Here is a 25,339-nt window from a genome sequence, read left to right on the forward strand (position 1 = left end):
TTGCAGCCGGTCCTGTTCCGTCTCGCTCATAGCAGCGCGTCGAACTCCTCGTCGATCAGTCGCTGGGCCGCCTCGCGCGACAGCTCCTCGGCCGGGGCCGGGCTCGGCGCGCCGAGCTCCGCCAGCAGGTGCTCGCTCAGGGCGGCGACCGTCGGGTACGTCCACAGCAGCGTCGCCGGCGAGCGGATCCCGAGCGCCACCTCGATCCGGTTGCGCAGCTCGAGGCCCATCAGCGAGTCCATGCCGAGGCTCGTCAGCGGCGCCTGGACGTCGAGCGCGGCCTCGGCGATCCGCAGCACGTGCGCCGCGTGGCCGCGGATCGCCAGCAGCATCAGGCCGGCGCGCATGCTCGGTTCGGCGGCCAGCACCTGCGCCCGCAGCTCGCGGGCGGCCGTGCCCGCGTCTCCGCCGTGGGCCGCGAACAGCGGCGCCAGCCGGCGCGACGCCGCCGCGACCGGGTACGACTCGACCCACTGGGCCCCGTCGAACGGCGCCACCGCGACCTGCGTCCGGTCGCTCGCCAGCAGCCGCGAGAGCGCCAGCAGGCCCTCGCCGGAGGTCATCCCGCGCAGCCCGGCGGTGAACGCCGCCGCCGCCCGCTCGTCGGCGCGGGCCGCCAGGCCGAGGCCCGTGAAGATGCCCCAGTCGACGCTCAGCGCCGGCAGCCCGCGCGCGCGCCGGTGGTGCGCCACTGCGTCGAGCGCCGCGTTGGCGGCCGCGTAGTTGCCGGTCCCGGGCAGCCCGAGCAGCCCCGACACCGACGCGTACAGCACGAAGAAGTCGAGCTCCGCCGCCCGCGTCAGCGCGTCGAGCAGCAGCGCCCCGCCGAGCTTCGGCGCCAGCACCGAGCGCAGGCGCGCCGGCGTCAGGTCGACCAGCATCGCCGGGTCGGCCACGCCGGCCGCGTGGACGACCCCGCGCAGCGGCGCCCCGGCGGCCCGCACCGCGGCGAGCACCTGCTCGAGCTCCGCCGGCGCGGTCACGTCGGCGCGCGCGACCGTGACCCGCACGCCCCTCGCGGTCAGCGCGTCGATGGCCGCCTGCTGCGCGCCGTCGGTCGCTCCGCGGCGCCCGACCAGCACCACGTGCCCCGCGCCCTGCTCGGCCAGCCACGCCGCCACCTCGAGGCCGAGCGCCCCGAGGCCGCCCGTCACCAGGTAGGCCGCGCCGTCGCGCACCGGCGGCCCGCCTGGCCGCGCCTGCGGCGTCTGGCGGACCAGCCGGGCCACGAACCGCCCGCCGCCGCGCAGCGCCACCTCGTCCTCCGCGTCGTCGGCCAGCAGCTCGCGCGCCAGCGCGGCGACATCGTCCGTCCCGCGGTCGCTCGGCAGGTCGACCCGGACGCAGCGCAGCTCCGCGTGCTCGGTCGCGATCACCCGCCCGAGCCCGAGCACCGGCGCCTGGACCGGCGCCACGTCGTCGCCCGCCGCCACCGCCTGCGCCCCGCGAGTCACCAGCCACAGCCGCGGCGGGTCGCGCCAGCGCATCCCCGCCAGCGCCTGGACCGTCGCCAGCACCGCCTCGGCCGCCCGTGACGCCGCCTCGACCGCGTCTCCAGCGATCGCAGCCGTGAGCGCCCCGAGGTGGACCACCGCCGTCGGCGCCGCCCCCTGGAACGCCTCGCTCAGCCGCGCCCGCACCTCGCCCGGCCCGCGCGCCGCCTCGGCGACCACCACCGACTGGCCCGCCTCCGCGAGCGCGGCCCGCAGCTCCGTCGCCAGCCCGTCGCAGTCGCCGAGCACCAGCCAGCGACCGGCCCGCACGCTCTCGCGGGGGACCACCGCCGGCTCCCACGCGACCTCGAGGTAGCGCCCGTCGTCGTCCTCGCGCCCCGCGATCGCGCCCGCGACCGCCGCGTACGGCGTGCGCTCGGCCAACGCGCGCCGGTTCTCCACCGCCAGCGACGCCGGCGCGGTCGCCACCCGGCGCGCGGTCATCAGCACGTAGCTGGCCATCCGCCGGCGCAGCAGCCGGCCCAGCTGGTCGTACGACTTCAGCGCCGCGGCCGTCCCCGCCGCGCCGACCGTGGCGACGTTGCGCTCGAAGGCCGGGTCGTCGAGGAAGTTGGCGATCTCGCGGCTCACGTCGACGCACTCGACCAGCTTCAGGCCGTTGCGCGACAGCACCTCGACCCATCGCTCGGCCGTCGCCAGGAACGACCCGGCCTCCTCGTGCTCGATGTCCGAGCTCAGGCCCGACACGAAGTCCGACAGCACCAGAGTCCCGCCCGGCCGCAGGTGCGCCCCGATCCGCTCGAACAGCGCCTCCTTGTCGCGCACGTGGCACACGACCTCGACCCCGATCATCAGGTCGTAGTCGCGGACGTACGGCCCTGCCGCGCTGTCGCGCTGGAACACCTCGACGCGCCCCGCCAGCCCGGCCCGCCGGGCCCGCTCGCCGCCGATCCGCGCCTGCTCGGCCGACAGCGTGTAGCCGTGCAGCTTCAGGTGCGGGTGGGTCTCGCCGAGGCGCAGCAGGTCGGTCGCGTAGCCGCAGCCGAAGTCGAGGACATCGGCGCAGCGCGCCAGCTCGACCCCGCGGAACAGCACCTCGCGCATCGCTCGCTGGGCCGCGACCACCTGGCGCGCCTGCTCCGGGTGGCCCGCCGGATCGACCGTCGCCAGCACCCACGAGAACCCGGCCACCGGCGCGGCGAACGGCGCGAACGTCAGGTAGCGCTCGCCGCCGTCGATCTCGCTGGCGCCGTCGGCCAGCGCGTCGCCGCGAGCGACCGCGTCGTACAGCGCGCCGACCGTGGTCGCCCGCGCGCCGTCGGCCGGCACATCGACCGTCGTCCGCGGCGCCTCGAACCAGCAGCGTTGACGCTGCCAGGGGTAGTGGGGCAGGGGCACGCGCCGTCCGCCGGCGACGAACACCCCGCGCCAGTCGAGCTCCGCGCCGCCGGCCCACAACGACCCGAGCGCCGCCAGCACGCTCGTCGTCTCCGCCCGGCCGCCGCGCAGCGACGCCACCAGCGCCAGCTCGACGCCCGGCAGGCACGACGGCACCCCGGCCAGCAGGGCAGGCCTCGGCCCGACCTCGACGAACGTGCGCGCCCCGGCCTCATGCAGCGCCCGCACCCCGTCGGCGAACCGCACCGCCGCGCGGGCGTGGCGGACCCAGTACGCCGCCGTCGCCATCTCCGGCCCCGCCAGCGTCCCGCTGACGTTCGACACCACCGGCCGGCCCGGCGCCGCGAACGTCACGGTCGCCGCGACCCGCCCGAACTCCGCCAGCATCGGCTCCATCATCGGCGAGTGGAACGCGTGTGACACCGGCAGCGCCCGCGTCTTGTGCCCGCGCGCCGCCAGGGTCGCGGCGATCGCCGCCACGGCCCCCGGGGTGCCCGCGACCACCACCTGCTCCGGCCCGTTGATCGCCGCGATCGAGGCCTCGGCCGCCAACGGCTCGACCACCGCCCGCACCTCCGCCTCGCTCGCAGTCACCGCGACCATCGCCCCCGCCGGCATCGCCTGCATCAGCCGCGCCCGCGCGGCCACCAGCCGCGCCGCGTCGGCCAGCGAGAACACCCCCGCGGCGTAGGCCGCCGACAGCTCGCCGACGCTGTGACCCGCCAGCAGGGCCGGCTCGATCCCCCACGAGCGCCACAGCGCCAGCAACCCGACCTGGAAGGCGAACAGCGCCGGCTGCGTATAGAGCGTCTGATCGAGCAGCGCCGCCGCGGCGCTGCCCGGCTCGGCCCACATCACCTCGGTCAGCGGCCGCTCGAGCTCGCGGTCCAGCAGCGCGGCGCAGGCCGCGAACGCCGCGCGGAAGGCCGGCCACGCCGCCGCCAGCTCGCGCCCCATCCCGATTACCTGCGCGCCCTGGCCGGTGAACAGGAACGCCAGCGCCCCGCGCGTCGGCCGGACCGCCCCGCGCAGCGCCTCCGGCGGCGTCTCGCCCGCGGCCAGCCGCGCCAGCGCCGCCGCCAGCTCCTCGCGCGACCGGGCCACCACCGCCGCGCGCTGCTCGAGCGGGCTGCGCGTGGTCGCCAGGCTGAACGCGAGGTCCGCCAGGCCGACCGTCGGCGCGTCCGCCAGATGCTCCCCGAGCCGCCCCGCGACCGCCGCGAGCCCCTCCGCCGACTTTGCCGACAGCACGACGAGCGTCTCGCCGCGATCGCTCGCCAGCTCGTGCGCGTGCACGACACCTGTCCCGGAAGCCAGCTCGCCGGCACGCGCGGAACCTGCCCCGGAAGCCAGCTCGCCCGCGAGCGCAGCACTCGTCCCGGGAGCGGTGTCGTGAGCGCGCGTGGCACCTGTCCCGGAAGCCATGTCGTGAGCGCGCGGGGCACCTGTCCCGGGAGCCATGTCGTGAGCGCGCGGGGCACCTGTCCCGGGAGCCATGTCGTGAGCGCGCGGGGCACCTGTCCCGGGAGCCATGTCGTGAGCACGCAGGGTGCCAGTCCCGGGAGACAGGTCGTGCGCCCGCGCAGTACCTGTCCCGGAGGCCACTTCGCCCGCCCGCGCGGCACCTGTCCCGCGAGCCAGGTCGACTGGCGCCTCCTCGAGGATCACGTGCGCATTGGTCCCGCTGAGCCCGAACGCGCTCACCCCGGCGACGCGCGGCCGTCCTCCGCGGGGCCACGGCGCCTGTGCGGTCGCCAGCGCCAGCGCCGAGTCCTCGAGGCGGATCCGCGGGTTCGTCGCCCGGAAGTGCAGGTTCGGCGGGATCGACTCGTGCTGCAGCGCCAGGATCGTCTTGATCAGCCCCGCGATCCCGGCCGCCGCCTCGAGGTGCCCGAGGTTGGTCTTGACCGCCCCGAGCAGGCAGCGGCTCCCGTCGGCGCGCGGCGCCCCGAGCACCGCGCGCAGCGCCTCGACCTCGATCGGGTCGCCGAGGGAAGTCCCGGTCCCGTGCGTCTCGACGAAGCCGATGTCCTCGGCGGCGACGTGGGCGTTCGCCAGCGCGTCGCGCAGCATCGCCTCCTGCGCGCGCACGTTCGGCGCGGTCAAGCCGGTCGACGCCCCGTCCTGGTTGACCGCCGACCCGCGGATCACCGCCAGGATCGGGTCGCCGGCCCGCTTGGCGTCGCGCAGCCGCTTGAGCGCCACCACCCCGCAGCCCTCGCCGCGGGCGAACCCGTTGGCCAGCGCGTCGAAGGTCTTGCAGCGGCCGTCGGGCGCCAGCGCCTGCGTGCGCGACACCCCGTCCATCGACTCCGGCGCCAGGATCAGGTTGACCCCGCCGGCCAGCGCCAGGTCGCTCTCGCCGGCGCGCAGGCTCTGGCAGGCCAGGTGCACCGCGACCAGCGACGACGAGCAGACGGTGTCGATCGTCATGCACGGCCCCTGCAGGCCCCACGTGTACGACAGCCGCCCCGCGGCCACGCTCAGCAGGTTGCCGGTGATCGTGTACGCGTCCTGCTGCGCCGGCGGCAGGCGGGCCAGCAGCGCCGCGTAGTCGAGGTTGGTCGCGCCGACGAACACCCCGGTGCGGCTGCCCTTCAGGACATGGGGCGGGATCCCGGCGTCCTCGAGCGCCTCCCAGCCGACCTCGAGCAGCAGCCGCTGCTGCGGATCGAGGGCGGCCGCCTCGCGCGGCGAGATGCCGAAGAACGACGGATCGAACCCGTCGATGGCGCCGGTGAGCAGGCCCGCCCAGCGCGGCGCGGCCGGGCCCGGCTGGCCGCCGACGACCTGCCAGCGCGGCGCCAGCGGGCCGATCGCGTCGCGCCCGTCGCGGAGCAGCTCCCAGAACCGCGCCGGGTCGTCCGCGCCGCCCGGGAAGCGACAACCGACCCCGACCACCGCGATCGGCTCCGAGCGCGCGGCCAGCAGCGCGTCGCGCTCGTCGAGGGTGTCGCGCAGCGCGAGGGTCGCCTCGCGCAGGCGCTGGAGAAGTTGTTCCTCGCGCTGAGTCGTCATCCCGCCCTCACTCCCGCGCCCGCGCCCGCACCAGCGACGCGTCGAGCAGCGCCATCAGGTCGTCCTCTTCCGCCGGCGCCGGCGCGCGCTCCTCGACTGGCGTCGCCCGCGTCGTCGTCGTCGCCTCCGGCCCCGCCAGCAGCCCCGCCAGGTGCTCGGCCAGCGCCGTCACCGTCGGGTAGATCCACAGCAGCGTCGCCGGGATCCGCAGCCCCAGAGTCGCCTCGATCCGGTTGCGCAGCTCGAGCCCCATCAGCGAGTCCATGCCGAGCGCCGTCAGCGGCGTCTCGACCGCGAGCTCGCCGGCGGGGAGCCGCAGCACCCGCGCCGCCTCGTCGCGCAGCCGCTCGAGCAGCAGCGCGACCCGGGCCTCCGGACCGGCGCGCAGCAATTGGGCCCGCAGCGCCTCGCCGTCGCCGGAGCGCGCCGACGCCGGCGCGGTCAACAGCCGCGACAACATCGCCGACGTCGCCGCCGCCGGGAAGAACTCGGCCCACTGCCGCAGGTCGAACGGCAGCACCGCCGCCTGCGTGACCCCGGCGTCGAGCAGCCGCCCGAGCGCCGCCAGACCCTCGGCCGGGCTCAGGCTCCGCAGCCCGCGGGCCGCCAGTCGCTCGCCGCGGCTCGCCGACGCCGCCGCCAGGCCGACCTCGGCGAACGCCCCCCAGTCGACGCACAGCGCCGCCAGGCCCTGCGCTCGCCGGCGGTGCGCCAGCGCGGCCAGGAACACGTTCGCCGCCGCGTAGTTGCCCTGACCCGGCGCCCCGAGCAGCCCCGCCGCCGACCCGAACAGCACGAACAGGTCGAGCGGCAGCCCGCGCGTCAGCGCGTCGAGGTGCAGCGCCCCGTCGATCTTCGGCGCCATCACGGCGCGCAGCCGCCTGCGGTCCTGCTGCACCAACAACGCGTCGTCGAGCGACCCCGCCGCGTGCACGACCCCCGCCAGCGGCGCCGGCACCTCCGCGAGCACCCGCGCGACCTGCTCGCGCACCGCGACGTCGGCCTGCGCCACCGTCACCTGCGCCCCGCGCCGCTCGAGCGCCGCGATGGCCTCGCGTTGCTCCTCGCTGGTCACCCCGGCCCGCCCGACCAGCACGAGGTGCCGGGCCCCGCGCTCGACCAGCCACGCCGCGGTCACCAGCCCGAGCCCGCCGAGTCCGCCGGTGATCACGTAGCTCCCGTCGGCCCGCGGCGCCCACGGCCGCGCGCTCCGTCCCGCCTCGGGCGCGCGCCGGACCAGCCGCAGCACTTGCCGCGTCGCCCCGCGCCACGCCACCTCGTCCTCGGCCGCGTCGGCCAGCAGCTCCCCCATCAGCAGCGCCGCCTCGTCGGCCGGGCGCGCCGGATCGAGGTCGACCCGCGCACAGCGGAGCTCCGGGTGCTCCATCGCCACCACCCGCGCGAGCCCCAGCAGCGGCGCCTGGCCGACCTCCGGCGGCGCCCCGCCGATCGCCTGGGCCCCGCGGGTCACCAGCCACAGCCGCGCAGCGTCGCGCGAGCCGACCTCGACCAGCGCCTGCACCGTGTGCAGCGCGCTGTCGCAGCCGCGCGCCAGCGCCTCCGCGACCTCGCAGTCGCCCTCGAGGCTGCGCAGGTGCACGACCGCGGTCGGACCTGTCCCCTGGAACACGTCGCCGAGCAGCGCCCGCAGCCCCGCCGGGTGCCCGTCGTCGAACGCCCAGCAGCCCGCAGGCACCGCCCCGGGCGCCCCCGCGACCGCGTGCACCACCGCGTGACCGGCCGCCTCGAGCCGCCCCCGCAGCGCCGCGCCGAGGCCTCCGCCCGCGCCGAGCAGCAGGAACCGCCCGCGCCCGACCTTCGCCGGCCCGGCCGCGACCGCCTCCCACGCCTGCTCGAGGAACCACTCGTCGCTCGCGTCGCGCCGGCGCAGCGCCACCTGCTGCACCGTCAGCCCCGCGACCTCGACGACGGTCCGGCCGTCCGCGTCGCACACCGACAGATCGGCAGTCCGCCGGTCCGCGCTCGCCTGGGGCCGCAGCCGCACGTGGCACCACAGCTCGCCGCGCGCCCCCGGCGTGTGCACGCGCAGCGCCTCGATCGCGACCGGCAACCACGTCGCCTCGTCGGCCGCGAACACCCCGGCGAGCGCCTGGAAGCACGCGTCGAGCAGGGCAGGGTGGATCTGGCACCGCCCCGCGTCGGCGAGCCCGTCGACGAGCCGCACCCGCGCGAGCGCCTGCCCCTCCACCCGCCACAGCGCCGCGATCCCGCGGAACGCCGGCCCGTACTCGAGCCCGCGCGCCGCCTGCGACGCGTACACCGCCTCGCTCGACTGCCCCTCGTCGCCGCCGCTGGCCGCGCGGAACATCGCCAGCAGGGCAGCGCGATCGATCGTGGCCGGTTCAGCGGCCTCGGCCCGCCGGGCAGCGCGATCGATCGTCGCCGGTTCAGCGACCTCGGCCCGCCGGGCCGCGCGATCGATCGTGGCCGGTTCAGCGACCTCGGCCCGCCGGGCCGCGCGATCGATCGTCGCCGGTTCAGCGACCTCGGCCCGCCGCACCGCGCGATCGATCGTCGCCGGTTCAGCGCCCTCGGCCCGCCGGGCCGGGCGATCGATCGTCGCCGGTTCAGCGGCCTCGGCCAGCAGGGCAGCGCGATCGATCGTGGCCGGTTCAGCGACCTCGGCCCGCCGCACCGGGCGATCGATCGTCGCCGGTTCAGCGGCCTCGGCCCTCCGCGCAGTCGCCCGCGCGTGCACCGTCCACGCCCCCTGCGGCGCCTCCGACCGCCGGCTCGCCAGCTGCACGCGCAGCGCTCCGGGCTCCTCCTCGGCCGCGAACACCTGCACCGTCGCCGCCGACTCGAGCGTCAGCGCCGCGACGAACGCGACCTCCGTCAGCACCACCGGCCCGCCGAGCGCCTCGGTCGCCGCGGCCAGCATCATCTCCGCCGACCCGGCCCCCGGCAGCACCACGGTCCCGTTCACCCGGTGATCCGCCAGCCACCCCGGCCGCTCGCTCGCGATCTCCGACTCCCACAGCCGCGCCCCCGCGGGCGCCGACAGCGACTGTGAGGCCCCCAGCAGCGGGTGCCCGCTGCGGTGCGCCGTCCTGTTCGCCGACGCCTCGACCCAGTAGCGCCCGCGCTGCCACGCGTACGTCGGCAGCGGCACCCGCCGCGCCTCTGTCGGCAGCACCCGCTCCCACGCCGGCGCGCAGCCGTGGACCCACAGGGCCGCCAGCGACTCGAGCAGCGCTCGCCGCTCGTCCTGCTCGCGCCGCTGCGACCCGACCGCCACCCCGGGCGCGCCCGCGGCCGCCCGGATCTCCTCGACCGCCGGCGTCAGCACCGGGTGCGGGCTGATCTCCACGAACACCGCGTGCCCCTCGGCCACCAGCTCCGCGATCGCCCCCGCGAAGCGCACCGGCTCGCGCAGGTTGGCGATCCAGTACTCGGCCCCCAGCTCCGGCCCCGCCAGGATCGCCCCCGTCACCGTCGAGCGGATCGGGATCTCGGCTGTCCTCGGGGACAGGTCGCCCAGCGCCGCCCGCAGCGGCCCCCGCAGCGGCTCGACCTGCGGGCTGTGGCTGGCGACGTCGACCTTGACCCGCCGGCAGAACACCTGCGCCGCGGTCAGCCGGGCCAGCACCTCCGCCAGCGCCGCCGCCTCGCCGGCGATCACCGTCGTCCGCGGCCCGTTGCTGGCCGCCACGCTCAGCCGGTCCTCGAACCCGCGCAGCGCCGCCTCCGTGGCCGCCAGCGACAGCTCGACCACCGCCATCTCGCCGGCCCCGCTGATCGACTGCAGCAGCCGGCTGCGGCGGCAGATCACCCGCGCAGCGTCGGCCAGCGAGAGCGCCCCGGCCACGTGGGCCGCCGCCACCTCGCCCATGCTGTGCCCGACCACCGCGTCCGGCTCGATCCCCCACGACCGCCACAGCGCCGCCAGCCCGACCTCGACCGCGAACAGCACCGGCTGCACCACCTCGATGCGGTCGAGCCGCGCAGTCTCCGGCGGCGCCTGCAGCTCGGCCAGCACCGACCAGCCGACCTCCGCCGCGATCGCCCGGTCGCACTCCTCGAGGCGCGCGCGGAACACCGGCTCCTCGGCCAGCAGCTGCCGGCCCATCCCCAGCCACTGCCCGCCCTGGCCCGGGAACACGAACACCACCTTCGGCCGCCCCGCGGTCCGCCCGCGGGCCGAAGTTGCCTCGCGCGAGCCCTCGCTCTCAGTCCGCCCGCGCGCCGAGTTGTCCAGTGTCGTCTCGCCCGCGGCCCGCCCGCGCGCCGAAGTTGCCTCGCGCGAGCCCTCGCTCTCAGTCCGCCCGCGCGCCGAGTTGTCCAGTGTCGTCTCGCCCGCGGTCCGCCCGCGGGCCGAAGTTGCCTCGCGCGAGCCCTCGCTCTCAGTCCGCCCGCGCGCCGAGTTGTCCAGTGTCGTCTCGCCCGCAGTCCGCCCGCGCGCCGCGCCCTCCGGCGTCGTCTCGCCCGCCGCGGCTGTCAGCCCGGCCAGCAGCTCCGCGCGCGACCCGACCACCAGCGCGAGCCGCTGCTCCATCGCCGCGCGGCCGGTCGCCAGGCTCAGCGCCACGTCGGCGAGCGCCAGCTCCGGCCGCGCTTCCACGTGGGCCCGCAGGCGCAGCGCCCCCTCGGCGAGCGCCGCCGAATCTCTGGCCGACAGCACCACCAGCTCCGGGCGCCTCGGCCCCGTCGCTCGCTCCGCTGCTCGCGGCGCCTCCTCGATCACCACGTGCGCATTGGTCCCGCTGACCCCGAACGAGCTGACCCCTGCGCGCCGCGGCACCTCTCCCTTGGGCCAGGCGACCGCCGCCTGCGCGACCGTCAGCGGCAACTCGCTCCACGGCACGTGCGGGCTCGGCCGGTCGAAGTGCAGGCTGCGCGGGATGGTCTCGTGCTGCAGCGCCAGCAGCACCTTCATGATCCCCGTCGCGCCCGCGGCCGCCTGGGTGTGGCCGAGGTTCGACTTCACCGAGCCGATCACCAGCGGCCGGTCCGCCGGCCGCGCCCCGAGCATCACCGCCCCGAGCGCCTGCGCCTCGATCGGGTCGCCGAGCGACGTGCCCGTCCCGTGGCACTCGACGTAGTCGAGCTCCGCCGGCGCCACCCCGGCGGCGGCCAGCGCCTTGCGGATCACCGCCTCCTGCGACGGCCCGTTCGGCGCCGTCAGCCCGTTGCTGCGCCCGTCCTGGTTGACCGCCGAGCCGCGGATCACCCCGAGCACCGGATCGCCGTCGCGCAGCGCGTCCGGCAGGCGCTTGAGCACCAGCATCCCGCAGCCCTCGCTCCAGCCGACCCCGTCGGCCCCCGCCGCGAAGCTCTTGCAGCGCCCGTCCGGCGCCAGCCCGCGCAGCCGGCTGAATTCGACGAACACCGTCGGCGTCAGCATCAGCGCCGCCCCGCCGGCCAGCGCCAGCGAGCACTCGCCGCGGCGCAGCGCCTGGCAGGCCAGGTGCACCGTCACCAGCGACGACGAGCACGCGGTGTCGACCGTCATGCTCGGCCCCTTGAGCCCGAGCACGTACGACAGCCGCCCCGACGCCACGCTCGCCGCTCCGCCCGTGCTGACGTAGCCGTCGAGCTCCGCCAGGTCGGTCGTGCGGGCCCCGTACTCCTGGTACATCAGCCCGACGAACACCCCCGTGTCGCTGCCGCCGAGCCGCTCCGCCGCGATCCCGGCCCGCTCGAGCGCCTCCCAGCTGGTCTCGAGCAGCAGCCGCTGCTGCGGGTCCATGCGGGCCGCCTCGCGCGGCGAGATGCCGAAGAACCCCGGCTCGAAGCGATCGATGTCGCGCAAGAACCCGCCCGAGCGGCAGATCGACTTGCCGACCGCCGACGGATCCGGGTCGTACAGCGCCGCCGCGTCCCAGCGCTCGCGCGGCACCTCGGCGATCGCGTCGCGCCCCTCGGCGAGCAGCCGCCAGAACGCCTCCGGATCGTCGACGCCGCCGGGCAGGCGACAACCCATGCCGACGATCGCGATCGGCACCTCGCCCGCCGGCCCGACCCGCGCCTTGTTCGTCGCGAGCCCGTCCGCCGGCCCCGTCGCCAGCTTCGTCGCGGCCTCCGTCGCGAGCCCGTCCGCCGGCTCCGTCGCCGACCCGTCCACCAGCTTCGCCGCGGCCTCCGTCGCCGGCGCCTCCGCCAGCTTCATCGCCGCGAGCACGCGCTCCGCCAGGCTCGCCACCGTCGGCGCGTCGAACACCAGCGTCGCCGGCAGCCCGACCCCGAAGCGCGTCGCCAATGCGTTGCGCAGCTCGACCGCCATCAGCGAGTCGAGCCCGAGCTCCTGCAGCGGCCGATCGATCGCCACCGCCGCGCCGGACGACAGCACCCGCCCGACCTCCGCCTGGATCGCCGCTCGCACCCGCTCGAGCCGCCGCGCCGTCGGCAGCCCGCTCAGCCGCTCACGCCAGCCCTGGGCCGTCGGCAGCTCCTCCGCCTCCGCCCGCGCGACCCTCGGCCGCGCGCCCCCGGCAGCGTCGCCCGTCACCAGCGCGCGCCACACCGGGGGCACTGTCCCCGCCACCCGACCGGCTGCCCGCGGATCGATCACCGCCAGCCCGAGCAGCGCCTCGGGCCGCGCGAGCGCCGACGCGAGTAACTCGAGCCCCTGCGCCGGCGCCAGGCCGGCGAACCCCTGGCGCGCCAGTCGATCGCGCTGGGCCGCCCCGAGCTCCGCCGCCATCCCGACCTCGGCCCACGGCCCCCAAGCCAGGCTCTGCGCCGGCAGCCCTCTCGCTCGCCGATGAGCCGCGAGCGCGTCGAGCCACGCGTTGGCCGCCGCGTAGTTGGCCTGACCCGCCGCGCCGAGCGTCCCCGCGAGCGACGAGAACAGCACGAACAGCGCGAGCTCGGTCCCCTCGGTCAGCGCGTGCAGGTTCCACGCCCCCGCGACCTTCGGCGCGAACACCCGCGCGAGCCCCTCGGCCGTCTGCGCGGTCACCAGCCCGTCCTCGAGCGCCCCGGCCGCGTGCACCACCCCGCGCAGCGGCAGCGCGGCCGGCAGCTCGGCGAGCACCTTCGCCAGCGCCGCCCGGTCGGCGACATCGACCGCCGCCACAGTCACCCGCGCCCCGCCGCCGACCAGCTCCGCGACCGCCTCTGCGGCCCCCGGCGCCGCCAGCCCGCGCCGCCCGACCAGCAGCACGTGCGGCGTCCCGCGCTCGACAAGCCACCGCGCCACGTGCAGCCCCAGCGCCCCGAGCCCGCCCGTCACCAGCACCGTGCCGTCGGTCGGCGCGACAGGGGAACCGCTCCCGGACCCCGCAGCGCCGCGCTCGCTCGACGCGACGACACGACCTGCACTTTGGGACACCTCAACGCCGCCGCGCTCGCTCGACGCGACGGCACGACCTGCACTTTGGGACACCTCAACGCCACCGCGCTCGCTCGACGCGACGACACGACCTGCACTTTGGGACACCTCAACGCCGCCGCGCTCGCTCGACGCGACGACCTGACCTGCACTTTGGGACACCTCAACGCCGCCGCGCTCGCTCGACGCGACGACACGACCTGCACTTTGGGACACCCCAGCGCCACCGCGCTCGCTCAGCGCGACGACATGACCTGCACTCCCGGCCACCGCAGCATCACCGCGCTCGCTCAGCGCGACGACCTGAGCTGCACTTTGGGACACCTCAACGCCACCGCGCTCGCCCGGCGCGACAACGGAACCACTCTCGGACCCCGCAGCACCACCGCGCTCGCTCAGCGCGACGACGTGACTGTCGCTATCGGACACCGCAGCGCCGCGCTCGCTCGACGCGACGACGTGACCTGTATTTTCGGACAGATCAGCACCACCGCGCTCGCTCGCCGCGACGCCATGGCCCGCACTCCCGGCCCCCGCAGCATCACCGCGCTCGCTCGATGCGACGCCATGACCCGCACCCCCGGCCCCCGCAGCATCACCGCGCTCGCTCGCCGCGACGCCATGGCCCGCACCCCCGGCCCCTGCAGCATCACCGCGCTCGCTCGCCGCGACGCCATGACCCGCACTCCCGGCCCCCGCAGCATCACCGCGCTCGCTCGCCGCGACGACATGGCCCGCACCCCCGGCCCCCGCAGCGTCACCGCGCTCGCTCGCCGCGACGACGTGACCTGCACTTTGGGACACGCCCTCGCTCGCCGCCTCGATCCGCACCAGCCGCGCGACGTGACGCCCGCCGCTCCGCAGCGCGACCTGATCTTCCCCGTCGCCGCTCGCCAGCTCGCGCAGCAGCCCCGCGACGTCGACCTCTCCGGCCGCGACGTCGATCAGCGCGCAACGGAGCTCCGGATGCTCCTGCATCAACGTCCGTCCGAGGCCCCACACGGGAGCCGCCGCGACCGCCACCGCCTCGCCGTCCGCGACCGCGACGGCACCGCGCGTCACCCAGCACAGCCGACCCGCGCGGCCGATCGACGCCTGCGCGATCGCCAGCGCCTCGGTCGCCGTCCGCAGCGCCGCCTCCGCTCCGTCATCCGGCTCGTCGAACACCGCGAGCACCTGCGCCGCCTCGAGCTCCGCCAGCGCCGCCGGCAGCCCCGCCGCGTCCGTGCACACGCAATCGTCCAGCGCCTCCGCCAGCGTCGCCGCCAGCCGCGAGCCGCCGACGACCACCCAGCGCCCCGGCTCCGCTCGCTCCGCGACTTCCGGCGCAGCCTGCCACGCGAGCCGCCACATCGCCCCGGCGCTCGACCGTCCGCGACCGACGGCAGCCCGATCGACGACCTGCAGCCGCAGCTCCTCGACCTCCGCCACCACCGTCCCGGTCGCGTCGAGCAGCGTCACGTCCGCGACCTCGCCGGCCTCCTCGCGCAGCCGCACGTGGGCCCACGCCGCCCCCGGCCCGTGGACCGCGAACCCGCCGAGCGCCAGCGGCATCCGCAGCGCCTCGCCCGGCGCCTCGGGCAGCGTCGCCAGCACTGCCTGCAGCGCCGCGTCGAGCAGGGCAGGGGACAGCCCCTCCGCCATCCGGAGCTCGTCGCCCGCCAGCTCCGCCAGCGCCTCGCCGGCCCCGCGCCACAGCGAGCGCAGCCCGCGGAACGCCGGCCCGTAGTGGATCCCGAGCGCCGCGAAGCGGTCGTGCAGCGCCGCCGCGTCGACTGCCTCCGGACAGCGAGCGCGCAGCTGCCCCAGATCGTGCTCCGCCGGCTCGCTCCCCGCCGTCCCGGTCGCGCTCGCGTGGCGCGTCCAGCCGGCGCTCGCGGGCCCGGCCAGCGGCTGGCTGTACACCGCCACCTCCGCCTCGCTGGACACGACGACCTGCACGCGCAGCGCCCCCGACTCCGGCAGCACCAGCGGCGTCGTCAGCACCAGCCCCGTCACCCGCGACATCCCACTGGCCGCGCGCACCAACGCCGCCCGCACCAGCTCCGCGACCGCGGCCGCCGGCACCACCGCGCGCCCGACCACTCGATGGTCCCCGAGCCACGGGTGCGTCGGCAGCCCGAGCACCGTCTCGAACAGCGCCAGCACCCCGGCAGCCGCCACGCGCACCCCGAGCAGCGGGTGCCCGGTCGGCTCGCCTGCGGCCCGGCCGGTCGCGTCCGGCGCGTCGAGCCAGTGGCGCGTCCGCTGCCACGCGTACGTCGGCAGCCGCACCCGTCGGGCCCCCGGGAAAAAAACCTCCGACCAGCGCACCGCCCCGCCGCCGGCCCACACGCTGCCGAGCGCCGCCAGCACCCCGGCCGCCTCCTCGTCCGCGCCGCGCACCGACGGGATCAGCGTCACCGCTGCGTCCGCCGGCAGGCACCCGGGCACCAGCCCGAGCAGCGTCGGCTTCGGCCCGACCTCCACGAACGAGCGCGCCCCGGCCGCGTGGAGCGCCCGCACCCCGGCCGCGAAGCGCACCGGCTCGCGCACGTGGCGGACCCAGTACTCCGGCGTCCCGAGCTCCGGCCCCGCGAGCGCCCCGGTCGCGCACGACACCAGCGGCCGCTTCGGCGGATGAAATTCCAGCGTCGCAGTCGCCTGGCGGAACGCCGCCAGCATCGGCTCCATCAGCGGCGAGTGGAACGCGTGCGACACCCGCAGCGGCCGCGTCCTTGCTCCGCGCGCCGCGAACCCGGCGCAGATCGTCCGCACCGCCGCCTCGGCGCCGGCGACGATCACCTGGCGCGGCCCGTTGAGCGCCGCGATCGACACGCTCGCCGCGTGAGGCGCCACGGCGGCCGCGACCTCGTCCTCGTCGGCCTCGATCGACGTCATCGCGCCGCCGGCCGGCAGCGCCTGCATCAGCCGCGCCCGCGCCCCGACCAGCCGCGCCGCGTCCGCGAGCGACAGCACGCCCACGACGCACGCGGCCGCGATCTCGCCGATGCTGTGCCCGGCGACCAGATCCGGCACGACGCCCCACGACTGCCACAAGGCCGCCAGGGCGACCTCGAAGGCGAACAGCGCCGGCTGCGTGAACAGGGTCTCGTCGAGCTGCGCCGCCGCGGCGCTCCCGGGCTCGGCCCACATCACCGCGGTCAGCGGCCGCGGCAGCTCGCGGTCGAGCAGCGCCACGCACGCGTCGAAGCGCTCGCGGAACGCCGGCCACGCCGCATGCAGCGCCCGGCCCATGCCCAGGATCTGCGCCCCCTGACCCGTGAACAGCAGCGCCAGCTTGCTCCGCCCTGCCACCCCGCGGGTCGCCCCTGCCGGCGTCTCGCCGCGGCCCGCGGCCGCCAGCGCCTCGACCAGCCCCGCCCGCGAGCCCGCCACGAGCGTCAGCCGGTGCTCCATCGCCGTCCGCGTGGTCGCCAGACTGAACGCGACATCGCCGACCCCGACCGACGGCTCTGCCACCAGATGCGCCGCCAGCCGCTCCGCCTGCGCATCGAGGGCCGCCGCGCTCCTGGCCGAAAGCACCACCAGCTCGGGCCGCATCACCCGCTCGCTCGCACTCTCGTCGCCCCGCGCCGAACCTGTCCCCGCGGACATCCCACCGGTTCGCGCCGAACCTGTCCCCGAGGCCATCTCACCGGCCCCGTCCGCCCGCGCCGAAGCAGCTCCCGAGGACATCCAGTCAGCCTGCGTCGGGCCTGTCCCCGAGGACATATCGACTGCCCGCACAAAACCTGTCCCCGCGGACATCCCACCGGCCCGCGCCGAACCTGTCCCCGAAGCCAGCTCACCGCCCGCGTCCGCCCGCGCCGAGCCTGTCCCCGAGACCAGCCCACCCGCGACCGCGGGCGCCTCCTCGAGCACCACGTGCACGTTCGTCCCGCTGATCCCGAACGAGCTCACCCCCGCGATCCGCCGCCGCTCGCCGCGGGGCCAGGGCACCGGCTCGCGCGGCACCACGAACGGCGTCCCTGCGAGGGAGATCCGCGGGTTGAGCCGGCGGAAGTGCAGGTTCTTCGGCACCACCTCGCGCTCGAGCGCCAGCGTCGCCTTGATCAGCCCGGCGACCCCTGCCGCCGCCTCGAGGTGCCCCAGGTTGGACTTCACCGCCCCGAGCACGCAGCTCGGGCCGTCGGCGCGCGGCGCCCCGAGCACCGCCTTCAGCGCGTCGGTCTCGATCGGGTCGCCGAGGGGCGTCCCGGTCCCGTGCATCTCGACGTACCCGACCTCGTGCGGCCCCACGCCGGCCCGCGTCAGCGCGGCGCGCAGCAGCTCCTCCTGCGAGCGCACGTTCGGCGCGGTCAGCCCGGTCGAGCGCCCGTCCTGGTTGATCGCCCAGCCGCGGATCACCGCCCGCACCAGGTCGCCGTCGCGCCGCGCGTCGGACAGCCGCTTGAGCACCACCATCCCGCAGCCCTCGCCGCGGACGAACCCGTTCGCGCGCGCGTCGAGCACCTTGCAGCGCCCGTCCGGCGACAGCGCCTGCGTCCCGGCCGCCAGCGCCATCATGAACGGCGACAGCAGCAGCGTCACTCCGCCCGCCAGCGCCACCTCGCACTCGCCCGCGCGCAGGCTCTGGCACGCCAGCGCCACCGCCACCAGCGACGACGAGCAGGCCGTGTCGAGCGACACGCACGGCCCCTGGAACCCGAAGCTGTACGAGATCCGCCCGCTCGCGGTGCTCAGCAGCGTCCCGGTCGCGCTGTACGCGTCGACATCGGCGAGGCCGCGGCGCATCAGGTGGTGCTGGTAGTCGAGCGAGTTGAGGCCGGCGAACACCCCGACCTGCGCCCCCGCGAGCGCGTCGACCCGCGCCCCCGCGTCCTCGAGCGCCTCCCAGGCCACCTCGAGCAGCAATCGTTGCTGCGGGTCGAGGCGCTCCGCCTCGCGCGGCGACACCCCGAAGAACTCCGCGTCGAAGCGGTCGACCGCGTCGAGCAGCGCCGCCCACCGCACCTCGGGCCTGCCGCCGGGGATCGTGTCCTGCGGCCAGCGCTCCGCCGGGATCTCGCGCACCGCGTCGACCCCGTCGGCGAGCCGCTCCCAGAACGCGTCGAGCCCGTCGCCGCCGCCCGGGAACCGGCACGCCGCCCCGACGATCGCCAGCGGCTCCTCGCGCGCCTCGTTGCGGGCCTGCTCGGCGGTCAGCTTGCCGCGGAGCCGCTCGATCACCGCCGTGGCTTCCTTGAGCCGCGCGCGGTACTGCCGGAGCTGATCCTCGCTCACCCGTCCGCCTCCTCGCCGTCCAGGCCGCGCAGCGACGCGTCGAACGCCGCCAGCACGTCGTCGTCGCTGTCGTCGAGGTCCGTCGCCGTCTCCTCGTCATCGTCGGCCGCGAGCCCGAGCGTCGCCAGCAGGAACGCCGCCAGGCTCGTCGTGTCGGGATAGGTGAAGCACAGCGTCGGCGGCAGCTTGAGCCCCAGGCTGCGCTCGAGCCGGTTGCGCGTCTCGAGGCTCATCAGCGAGTCGAGCCCGATCCGCGTGAACGGCAGCCCGCGCTCGATCTTCTCCGGCGGCAGCCGCAGCACCCGCCCGAGCTGCTCGACCACGTGGTCCTCGAGCGCCGCCATCCGCTCGCCCGCGGGCGCCCGCGCCACGGCCTCGCGGATCGACCCGCTCGCCGCGCTCGGCCCCGCCGCCGCTTCTTCCTCCTGCGGCAGCTCCGACAGGAACGGCGCCCCCGCGACCTGCGGCGTCGAATCGACCCACCGCCGCAGCGAGAACCGGGCCAGCGCCACCTCGACCCGCGGTCGCGCCAGCAGCCGCTCGATCAGCGCGTTGCCCTCGGCCGGCGAGAAGTGCTCGAGCCCGTGCGACACCAGCCGCGACCCGCGATCGAGCAGCGCGGTCGTCATGCCGACGTCCGAGAACGTGCCCCACTGCACGCTGGTCGCCGGCAGCCCCTCGGCCGCGCGCGCGTGCGCCAGCGCGTCGAGGAACGCATTGCCTGCCCCGTAGGCCGCCTGTCCCAGCGACCCGAGCACCGCGACCAGCGACGAGTACATCACGAAGAACTCGAGCGGCAGCGCGCGGGTGGCCGCGTGCAGGTGCCACGCCCCGAGCACCTTCGGCCGGATCGGCACCCAGAACTCGGCCTCCTCGAGCCGCGCCACCGTGCGATCGCCGATCACCGCCGCCGCGTGCACGACCCCGCGCAGCGGCGGCAGCGTCGCCGCGATCTGCCCGACGATCCGCGCCGCCTCGCCGGCCTCGGCCACGTCGCCCGGCATCACGTGGACCTTCGCCCCGGTCGCCTCGATCGCCGCGATCGCCATCCGCGCGGCCGCCGTCGGCTCGCTGCGGCCGACCAGCACGAGGTGCCGCGCCCCCCGGTCCGCCAGGCCGCGGGCCAGCGCCAGACCCAGCCCGCCGAGCCCGCCCGTGATCAAGTACGTCGCCTCTGCAGGCAGCCCGCGGACCTCCGCCGGCGCGTCGATCCGGCTCCGCACCAGGCGCGCCACGAACCGCGTCAGCGGCCGCTTCACCCCGGTCGCGCGTGGGTCGTGCACGGCCCGCAGCGCGACCTCGGTCTCGTCGTCGTCGGCCAGCAGAGTGTCCGCCAGCAGCTCCACCTCGTCGGCCGCCGGCGACGGCGGCAGGTCGACGCGCAGGCACTCGAGCTCCGGGTGCTCCAGCACCAGAGTGCGAGCCATCCCCCACAGCGGCGCCTGGGCGGCCGCCACCGCGTCCGAGTGGATGGCCTGGGCCCCGCGCGTCACCAGCACCAGCCGCGGCAGATCGCGCAGGCCCGCCGCGAGCAGCGCCCGCGCCGTGGCGATCGCCGAGACCGTCCCGCGCCGCAGGTCCGCCGCCAGCGAGGCGGGCGTCGTCTCCGCCCACTGCGCCGCGTCGAGGCTGCCGCAGTGGATCACCCCGCGACACCCGCCGGCCAGCAGGCCCGGCAGCTCGTCCACGCGTCCGGCCGCGAGCTCGACGCACGTCGCCCCGCGCCCGCGCAGCGCCCGGGCCAGCGCCGCTCCCGTGCCGCCCGCGTCGCCGAGCACGATCCACCGCCCCTCGGCGGCCTCGCGCGCGGCCGGGGCCCGCTCGTAGCGGCGCCACGTCACCTCGTAGGCGCACTCTGCCAGTGGGTCGATGCTGCCGGCCATCGCCGCGCAGCGCAGCCCCGACAGCTCGGCGAGCACCCGCCCGTCGTCGTCGAGCAGCGCCAGCTCCGTCACCTCGCCGTCGCGGCGCGCGTGGACCCACGCGGCCGCCGGCAGCGGGGCAGGGACCCGCGTCCGCGCCAGCGCCACCGGGATCGCCGGACTCGCCGCGCCGCGCAGCACCAGCGCCATCGCCACCTGCAGCGCCCCGTCGAGCAGCGCCGCCTGTCCCGCCTCGTCCGCCGCCTCCGGCACGCGCACCCGCCCGAGCGCCTCGCCGTCGCCGAACCACACCTGCTCGACCGACCGCAGCCTCGGCCCGTACGCCACCCCCCAGCGCTCGAGCGTCGCGTAGTGCTCGGCCGCCCCGACCGCGCCCGCGCAGCGGCCACGGATCTGCTCGATCTTGCCGCCCGGCGCCCTGTCCGCAAGGACAGCCCCACCGGCGCCGCCCGTCGACATGTCCGCAAGGACAGCATCGCCGGCGCTGCCCATTACCCTGGCCGAAAGGACAGCCTCACTGGCGCGGCCCGTAGCGATGTCCGAAAGGACAGACCCAGCCCCGCCGACGCGGCCCGTCGACATGTCCGAAAGGACAGCTGCATCGCTGGCGCGGCCCGTCGCTATGTCCGAAAGGACAGCCGACTCACCAGCCACCCTGTCCGAAAGGCCAGCCTGAGACCCGGCCTCACCAGCACGCCCCGCCTTCCTGTCCGAAAGGCCAGCCCGCGACCCCGGGCCGATCCTGTCCCCCGGGACATCCGCGCTCGTCGCCACCAGCCGGCCCGACGCGTGCCGCGTCCACGCGGTCCCGTCGGCCCGGCTGGCGATCGTCAGCCGACCGTCCCCGGCGACCCCGACCTGCAGCTTCCCGCAGGGCAGGGCGAGCATCCGCTCGAAGCGCAGCTCGTGCACCGCGAACCCGTCCGCGCCGTGGATCGCCGCCCCCGCGGCCAGCGACAGCGCCAGGAACGCGCTCCCCGGCACGATCGCCGCGTCCCCGAATCGGTGCTCCGCGACCCACGGCTGGTCCTCCGCCAGGGAGCCCTGCTCCCACACCTGCTCCTCCGGATGCAGCGCCGACGCCAGCGGCGCCCCGAGCAGCGGGTGTTCGTCCGCCGAGCGCCGCGTCGGCCGTGCCGCCTCGACCCAGTGCCGCTCGCGCTGCCAGGGATACGCCGGCAGCGCCAGCACGCGCCCGCCGGCCGGATGGAGCGCCGCGAGGTCGACCTCGCCGCCGTGCGCCCAGACCTCGCCGAGAGTCGTCAGCAGCTCGCGCCGCGGGTCCCCGTCGCGGCGCAGCGTCGCGATCGCCCGCCCGTCGCCCGCGGCCGCCAGGCACTGCGACAGGCTCTGCAGCGCCACCGGATGCGGCCCGATCTCGACGTACAGCCGGTGCCCGTCGGCGAACGACCGCGCGACCGCGCGGGCCAGCTCCACCGGCTCGCGGACGTTGCGGCCCCAGTAGGCCGCGCCGAGCTCCTCGCCGGCGATCCGTTCGCCGACCACGGTGCTGTACATCGGCACCGTCGTCGGCCGCGCCGCGACCGTCCCGAGCGCCCGCACCAGCGACGCCGCGAACGGCTCCATCAACGGCCCGTGCGACGCGAAGTCCACCGTCGGCATCGCCCGGTGGACCACGCCGCGCGCGGTCAGCTCGGCCAGCACCTCGGCCAGCGCCGGCCCGCCCGACAGCAGCACCGAGCCCGGGTCGTTGACCGCCGCGATCGCCACCTCCGCCTCGCGCCCCGCGATCGCCCGCGCCGCCGCCTCGCGGGGCAGGGCCACCCACGCCATCTTCCCGCAGCCCGACGCGCCTTGCAGGACCTGGCCGCGCAGCACGATCACCCGCACCGCGTCCTCCAGCGTCAGCGCCCCCGCCACGTACGCAGCCGCGACCTCGCCCGCGCTCTGGCCGATCACCGCGTCCGGCCGCACCCCCCACGCGGCGAGCAGCGCCGCCAGGCCGATCTGCACCGTGAACAGCGTCGGCTGGGCCACCTCCGACGCGAACAGCCGCGACCGCTCCTCCGGCGCGTGGAGCTCCGCCAGCAGCGACCAGCCCGTCTGCTCGCGCACCAGCGCGTCGCACAGCTCGACCTGCGCGCGGAACAGCGGCTCCTCGGCCAGCAGCTGCCGGCCCATCCCGATCCACTGCGAGCCTTGCCCGGCGAACACCAGCACCCGCGGCTCCGGCCCGCCGCGCCGCACTCGCCCGCGCGGGCTGCCCTCGCCGGGCTGTCCCCCGGCGAACGCCGCCAGCTCGTCCGCCAGCGCCGCCCGCGAGCGACCGATCACCACCAGCCGCTCCGCCAGCGCCTCGCGCCGGGCGCTCGCAGTGAACGCCACGTCGCGCAGCCGCGCCCCCTCGCGCAGCAGCGCCGCGACGTCGCCGGCGCGGGCCGCCAGCGCCCCGGCGTCGCGGGCCGACAGCGGCAGCAACCACGCCTGCCCCTCGTCCGCAGCGTCGTCCGCCGCCTCGCGGACTGCCACCCCGAGCGACGTCAGCGTCGAGCTCGCCTCGCGCAGCGTCGTCCGGCCGTCCTCGTCGCGCCGCAGCGACGCGATCACCGAGCCACCGCCCGCGCGTCGCAGGTTGGCCGCCAGCGAATGCGCGGTGATCGGGTGCGGACCCACGTCGAGGAACACCCGGTGGCCGCGCTCGAGCAGCGTGTCGATCGCCCGCGAGAAGAACGCCGGGTCGCCGAAGTTGCGGACCCAGTGGCCGGCGTCGAGCGTGCGCCCGTCGACCTCCGCGCCCGTCACCTCCGAGATCAGAGGGACCTGCGCCGGTCGCGGCCGGATCCCCTGCAGCGCCGCGAACAGCTCCTCGCGCACCGAATCGACCAGCGGCGAGTGGGGCCCGACGTCCATTCGCACCGGCCGCGCGAACACCCCGCGGGCCGTGAGCGCCACCAACAATTCGGCCAGCGCCTCCGGCGGCCCCGCGACCACCGTGCCCTCGACGCTGTCCTCGATCGCCCGGAACACCCGCGCGTCGAGCTCTGCCAGCACGCGCCCGCACTCGTCCCACGGCAGGCCGACGAACGCCATCCCGCCGCGCCCCGAGAACCGGCCGACGAACCGCCCGTACGCGCAGATCGTCTGCATCGTGTCCGCGAGGTCGAGGATCCCGGCGACGTGGGCGGCCGCGATCTCCCCTGTGCTGTGACCGACGACCGCCGACGGCTCGACCCCCCGCGAGCGCCACCAAGTAGCCACCGCGATGTCGAGCGAGATGATCGCCGGCAGACTGCATTCGATCTGCTCGAGCCGCGACGCCCTCGCGCCCGCCAGCTCGTCGAGCAGCGACCAGTCCATCCACCGGCGGATCAGCCGGTCGCACGCGCTCAGGGACGCGCGGATGACCGGCTCCTCGTGAAGCAGCGTCCGCGCCATCCCTGGCCATTGCGCGCCCTGGCCCGGGAACACGAACGCCACGCGAGACGCAGTCGAACCGACTTCGACCCGTGACGCCGACGTGACCGGCCCCGGCCACTCTTGCAGCACCACATGCGCGTTCGTCCCGCCGAGCCCGAACGAGCTCACCCCTGCGACCAGCGCCCGCTCCGGCGCCGGCCACGGGCGGGCCGTCGTCGGCACCGCGAGGCCGAGCTCGGCCAGCGGCGCGTGCGGGTTCTCGGCCGTGAAGTGCAGGTTCGGCGGCACCTCGCGGTGCTCGATCGCCAGAGTCGTCTTGATCAGCCCGACGATCCCGGCCGCGCCCTCGAGGTGCCCGAGGTTCGTCTTGACCGAGCCGACCAGCAGCGGCGCCTCGGTCGGCCGGCCCGCGCCGAGCACCGCCCCGAGCGCCCGCGCCTCGATCGGGTCGCCGAGCGGCGTCCCGGTGCCGTGCGCCTCGACGTATTGCACCTCGCCGGCGGACACCCCGGCCCGGCGATACGCCGCGGCCAGCACCGCCTCCTGGGCCGCGCGGCTCGGCGCGGTCAGGCCGTTGCTCGCGCCGTCGTTGTTGACCGCCGAGCCGCGGATGACCGCCCGGATCCGGTCGCCGTCGGCGAGCGCGCGCGCCAGCGTCTTCAGCACGACCAGCCCGCCGCCCTCGCCGCGCACGTAGCCGTCGGCGCGGGCGTCGAAGGTGTGGCAGCGGCCGCTCGGCGACAGCGCCCCGAACCGCTGGACCGCGAGCGCGCTCTCCGGGCGCACGTTCAAGTTGACCGCGCCCGCGAGGGCGACCGTCGATTCGCCGCGCCGCAGGCTCTCGCACGCCAAATGCGTGACGACCAGCCCCGACGAGCACGCGGAATCGATCGTCATGCTCGGACCTCGCAGCCCCAGCACGTACGAGATCCGATTGGCGATGATGCTGTAGTGGCTGCCGGTGACCGTGTACGGCCCGAGCGCGGCCGCTCCCGCGCGATAAAGGAGATCCTCGTAATCGGACCAGATCGCCCCGGCGAATACGCCGGTCGCCGATCCAGTGAGCGAGCGCGGCGCGATCCCGGCGTCCTCGAGCGCCTCCCACGCCAGCTCGAGCATGAGCCGTTGCTGCGGATCCATCGCGGCGGCCTCACGCGGCGAGATCCCGAAAAACATCGGATCGAACCCGTCGATTCGCGCGAGGAAAGCCCCGCGCCGGACCGTCGTTCGCTCCGCCGGGGACACCCCGCGCGTCGCCAGCAAATCGTCCCAGCCGCGCTCCGCCGGCACCTCGCCGACGGCGTCGATTCCGTCGTGCAGCAGCCGCCAGAACGCCGCGACGTCGGGCGCCTGCGGCAGCCGGCACGCCATGCCGACGATTGCGATCGGCTCGGCGGGAGCCTCCGGCCCGTGGGCCGCTCCGGACCCTTCCGTATGTTCGTCGAGCAGGTGCGAGATCAGCGAATCGACCGTCGGGTGCTCCCACGCCAGGGTCGGCGAAAGAGCGCGGCCGAGCCGCTCGCCGAGCGCCGCGATCAGTCGGCTCGCTCGCAGCGAATCGAGTCCATAGCGATGAAAACGCTCCCCCGGATCGATCGCGGCCGACTCCACCCCACAGGCGGAGGCGACCGCAGACACCAACCAGGAGCGTAATTCACCGTGTCGAGACAGTGAGGTCGTTGCCATTC

3 protein-coding genes are annotated in these 25,339 nt (G+C 76.5%); all 3 read right to left on the reverse strand.

The window, feature by feature from the left end; genetic code table 11:
• Window positions 1-26: 26 nt before the first annotated feature.
• From O0S08_RS10720 to O0S08_RS10730, 3 genes are read right to left on the reverse strand one after another with little or no spacing between them, the layout of a single operon-like run.
• Complete coding sequence (locus tag O0S08_RS10720; RefSeq protein ID WP_269038984.1) at window positions 27-5,870, reverse strand: type I polyketide synthase; 5,844 nt, start codon at window positions 5,868-5,870, stop codon at window positions 27-29.
• Window positions 5,871-5,877: 7 nt separating this feature from the next.
• Complete coding sequence (locus O0S08_RS10725) at window positions 5,878-18,390, reverse strand: type I polyketide synthase (RefSeq protein WP_269038985.1); 12,513 nt, start codon at window positions 18,388-18,390, stop codon at window positions 5,878-5,880.
• Entirely contained in the window at window positions 18,387-25,337 is a 6,951-nt protein-coding gene (locus tag O0S08_RS10730; RefSeq protein WP_443094083.1) for an SDR family NAD(P)-dependent oxidoreductase, read from the reverse strand. Before O0S08_RS10730 ends, O0S08_RS10725 begins: the two co-directional genes overlap by 4 nt.
• Between the last annotated feature and the right edge of the window lie 2 nt (window positions 25,338-25,339).

It is taken from the genome of Nannocystis punicea (assembly GCF_026965555.1).
Classification (GTDB): domain Bacteria; phylum Myxococcota_A; class Polyangia; order Nannocystales; family Nannocystaceae; genus Nannocystis; species Nannocystis punicea.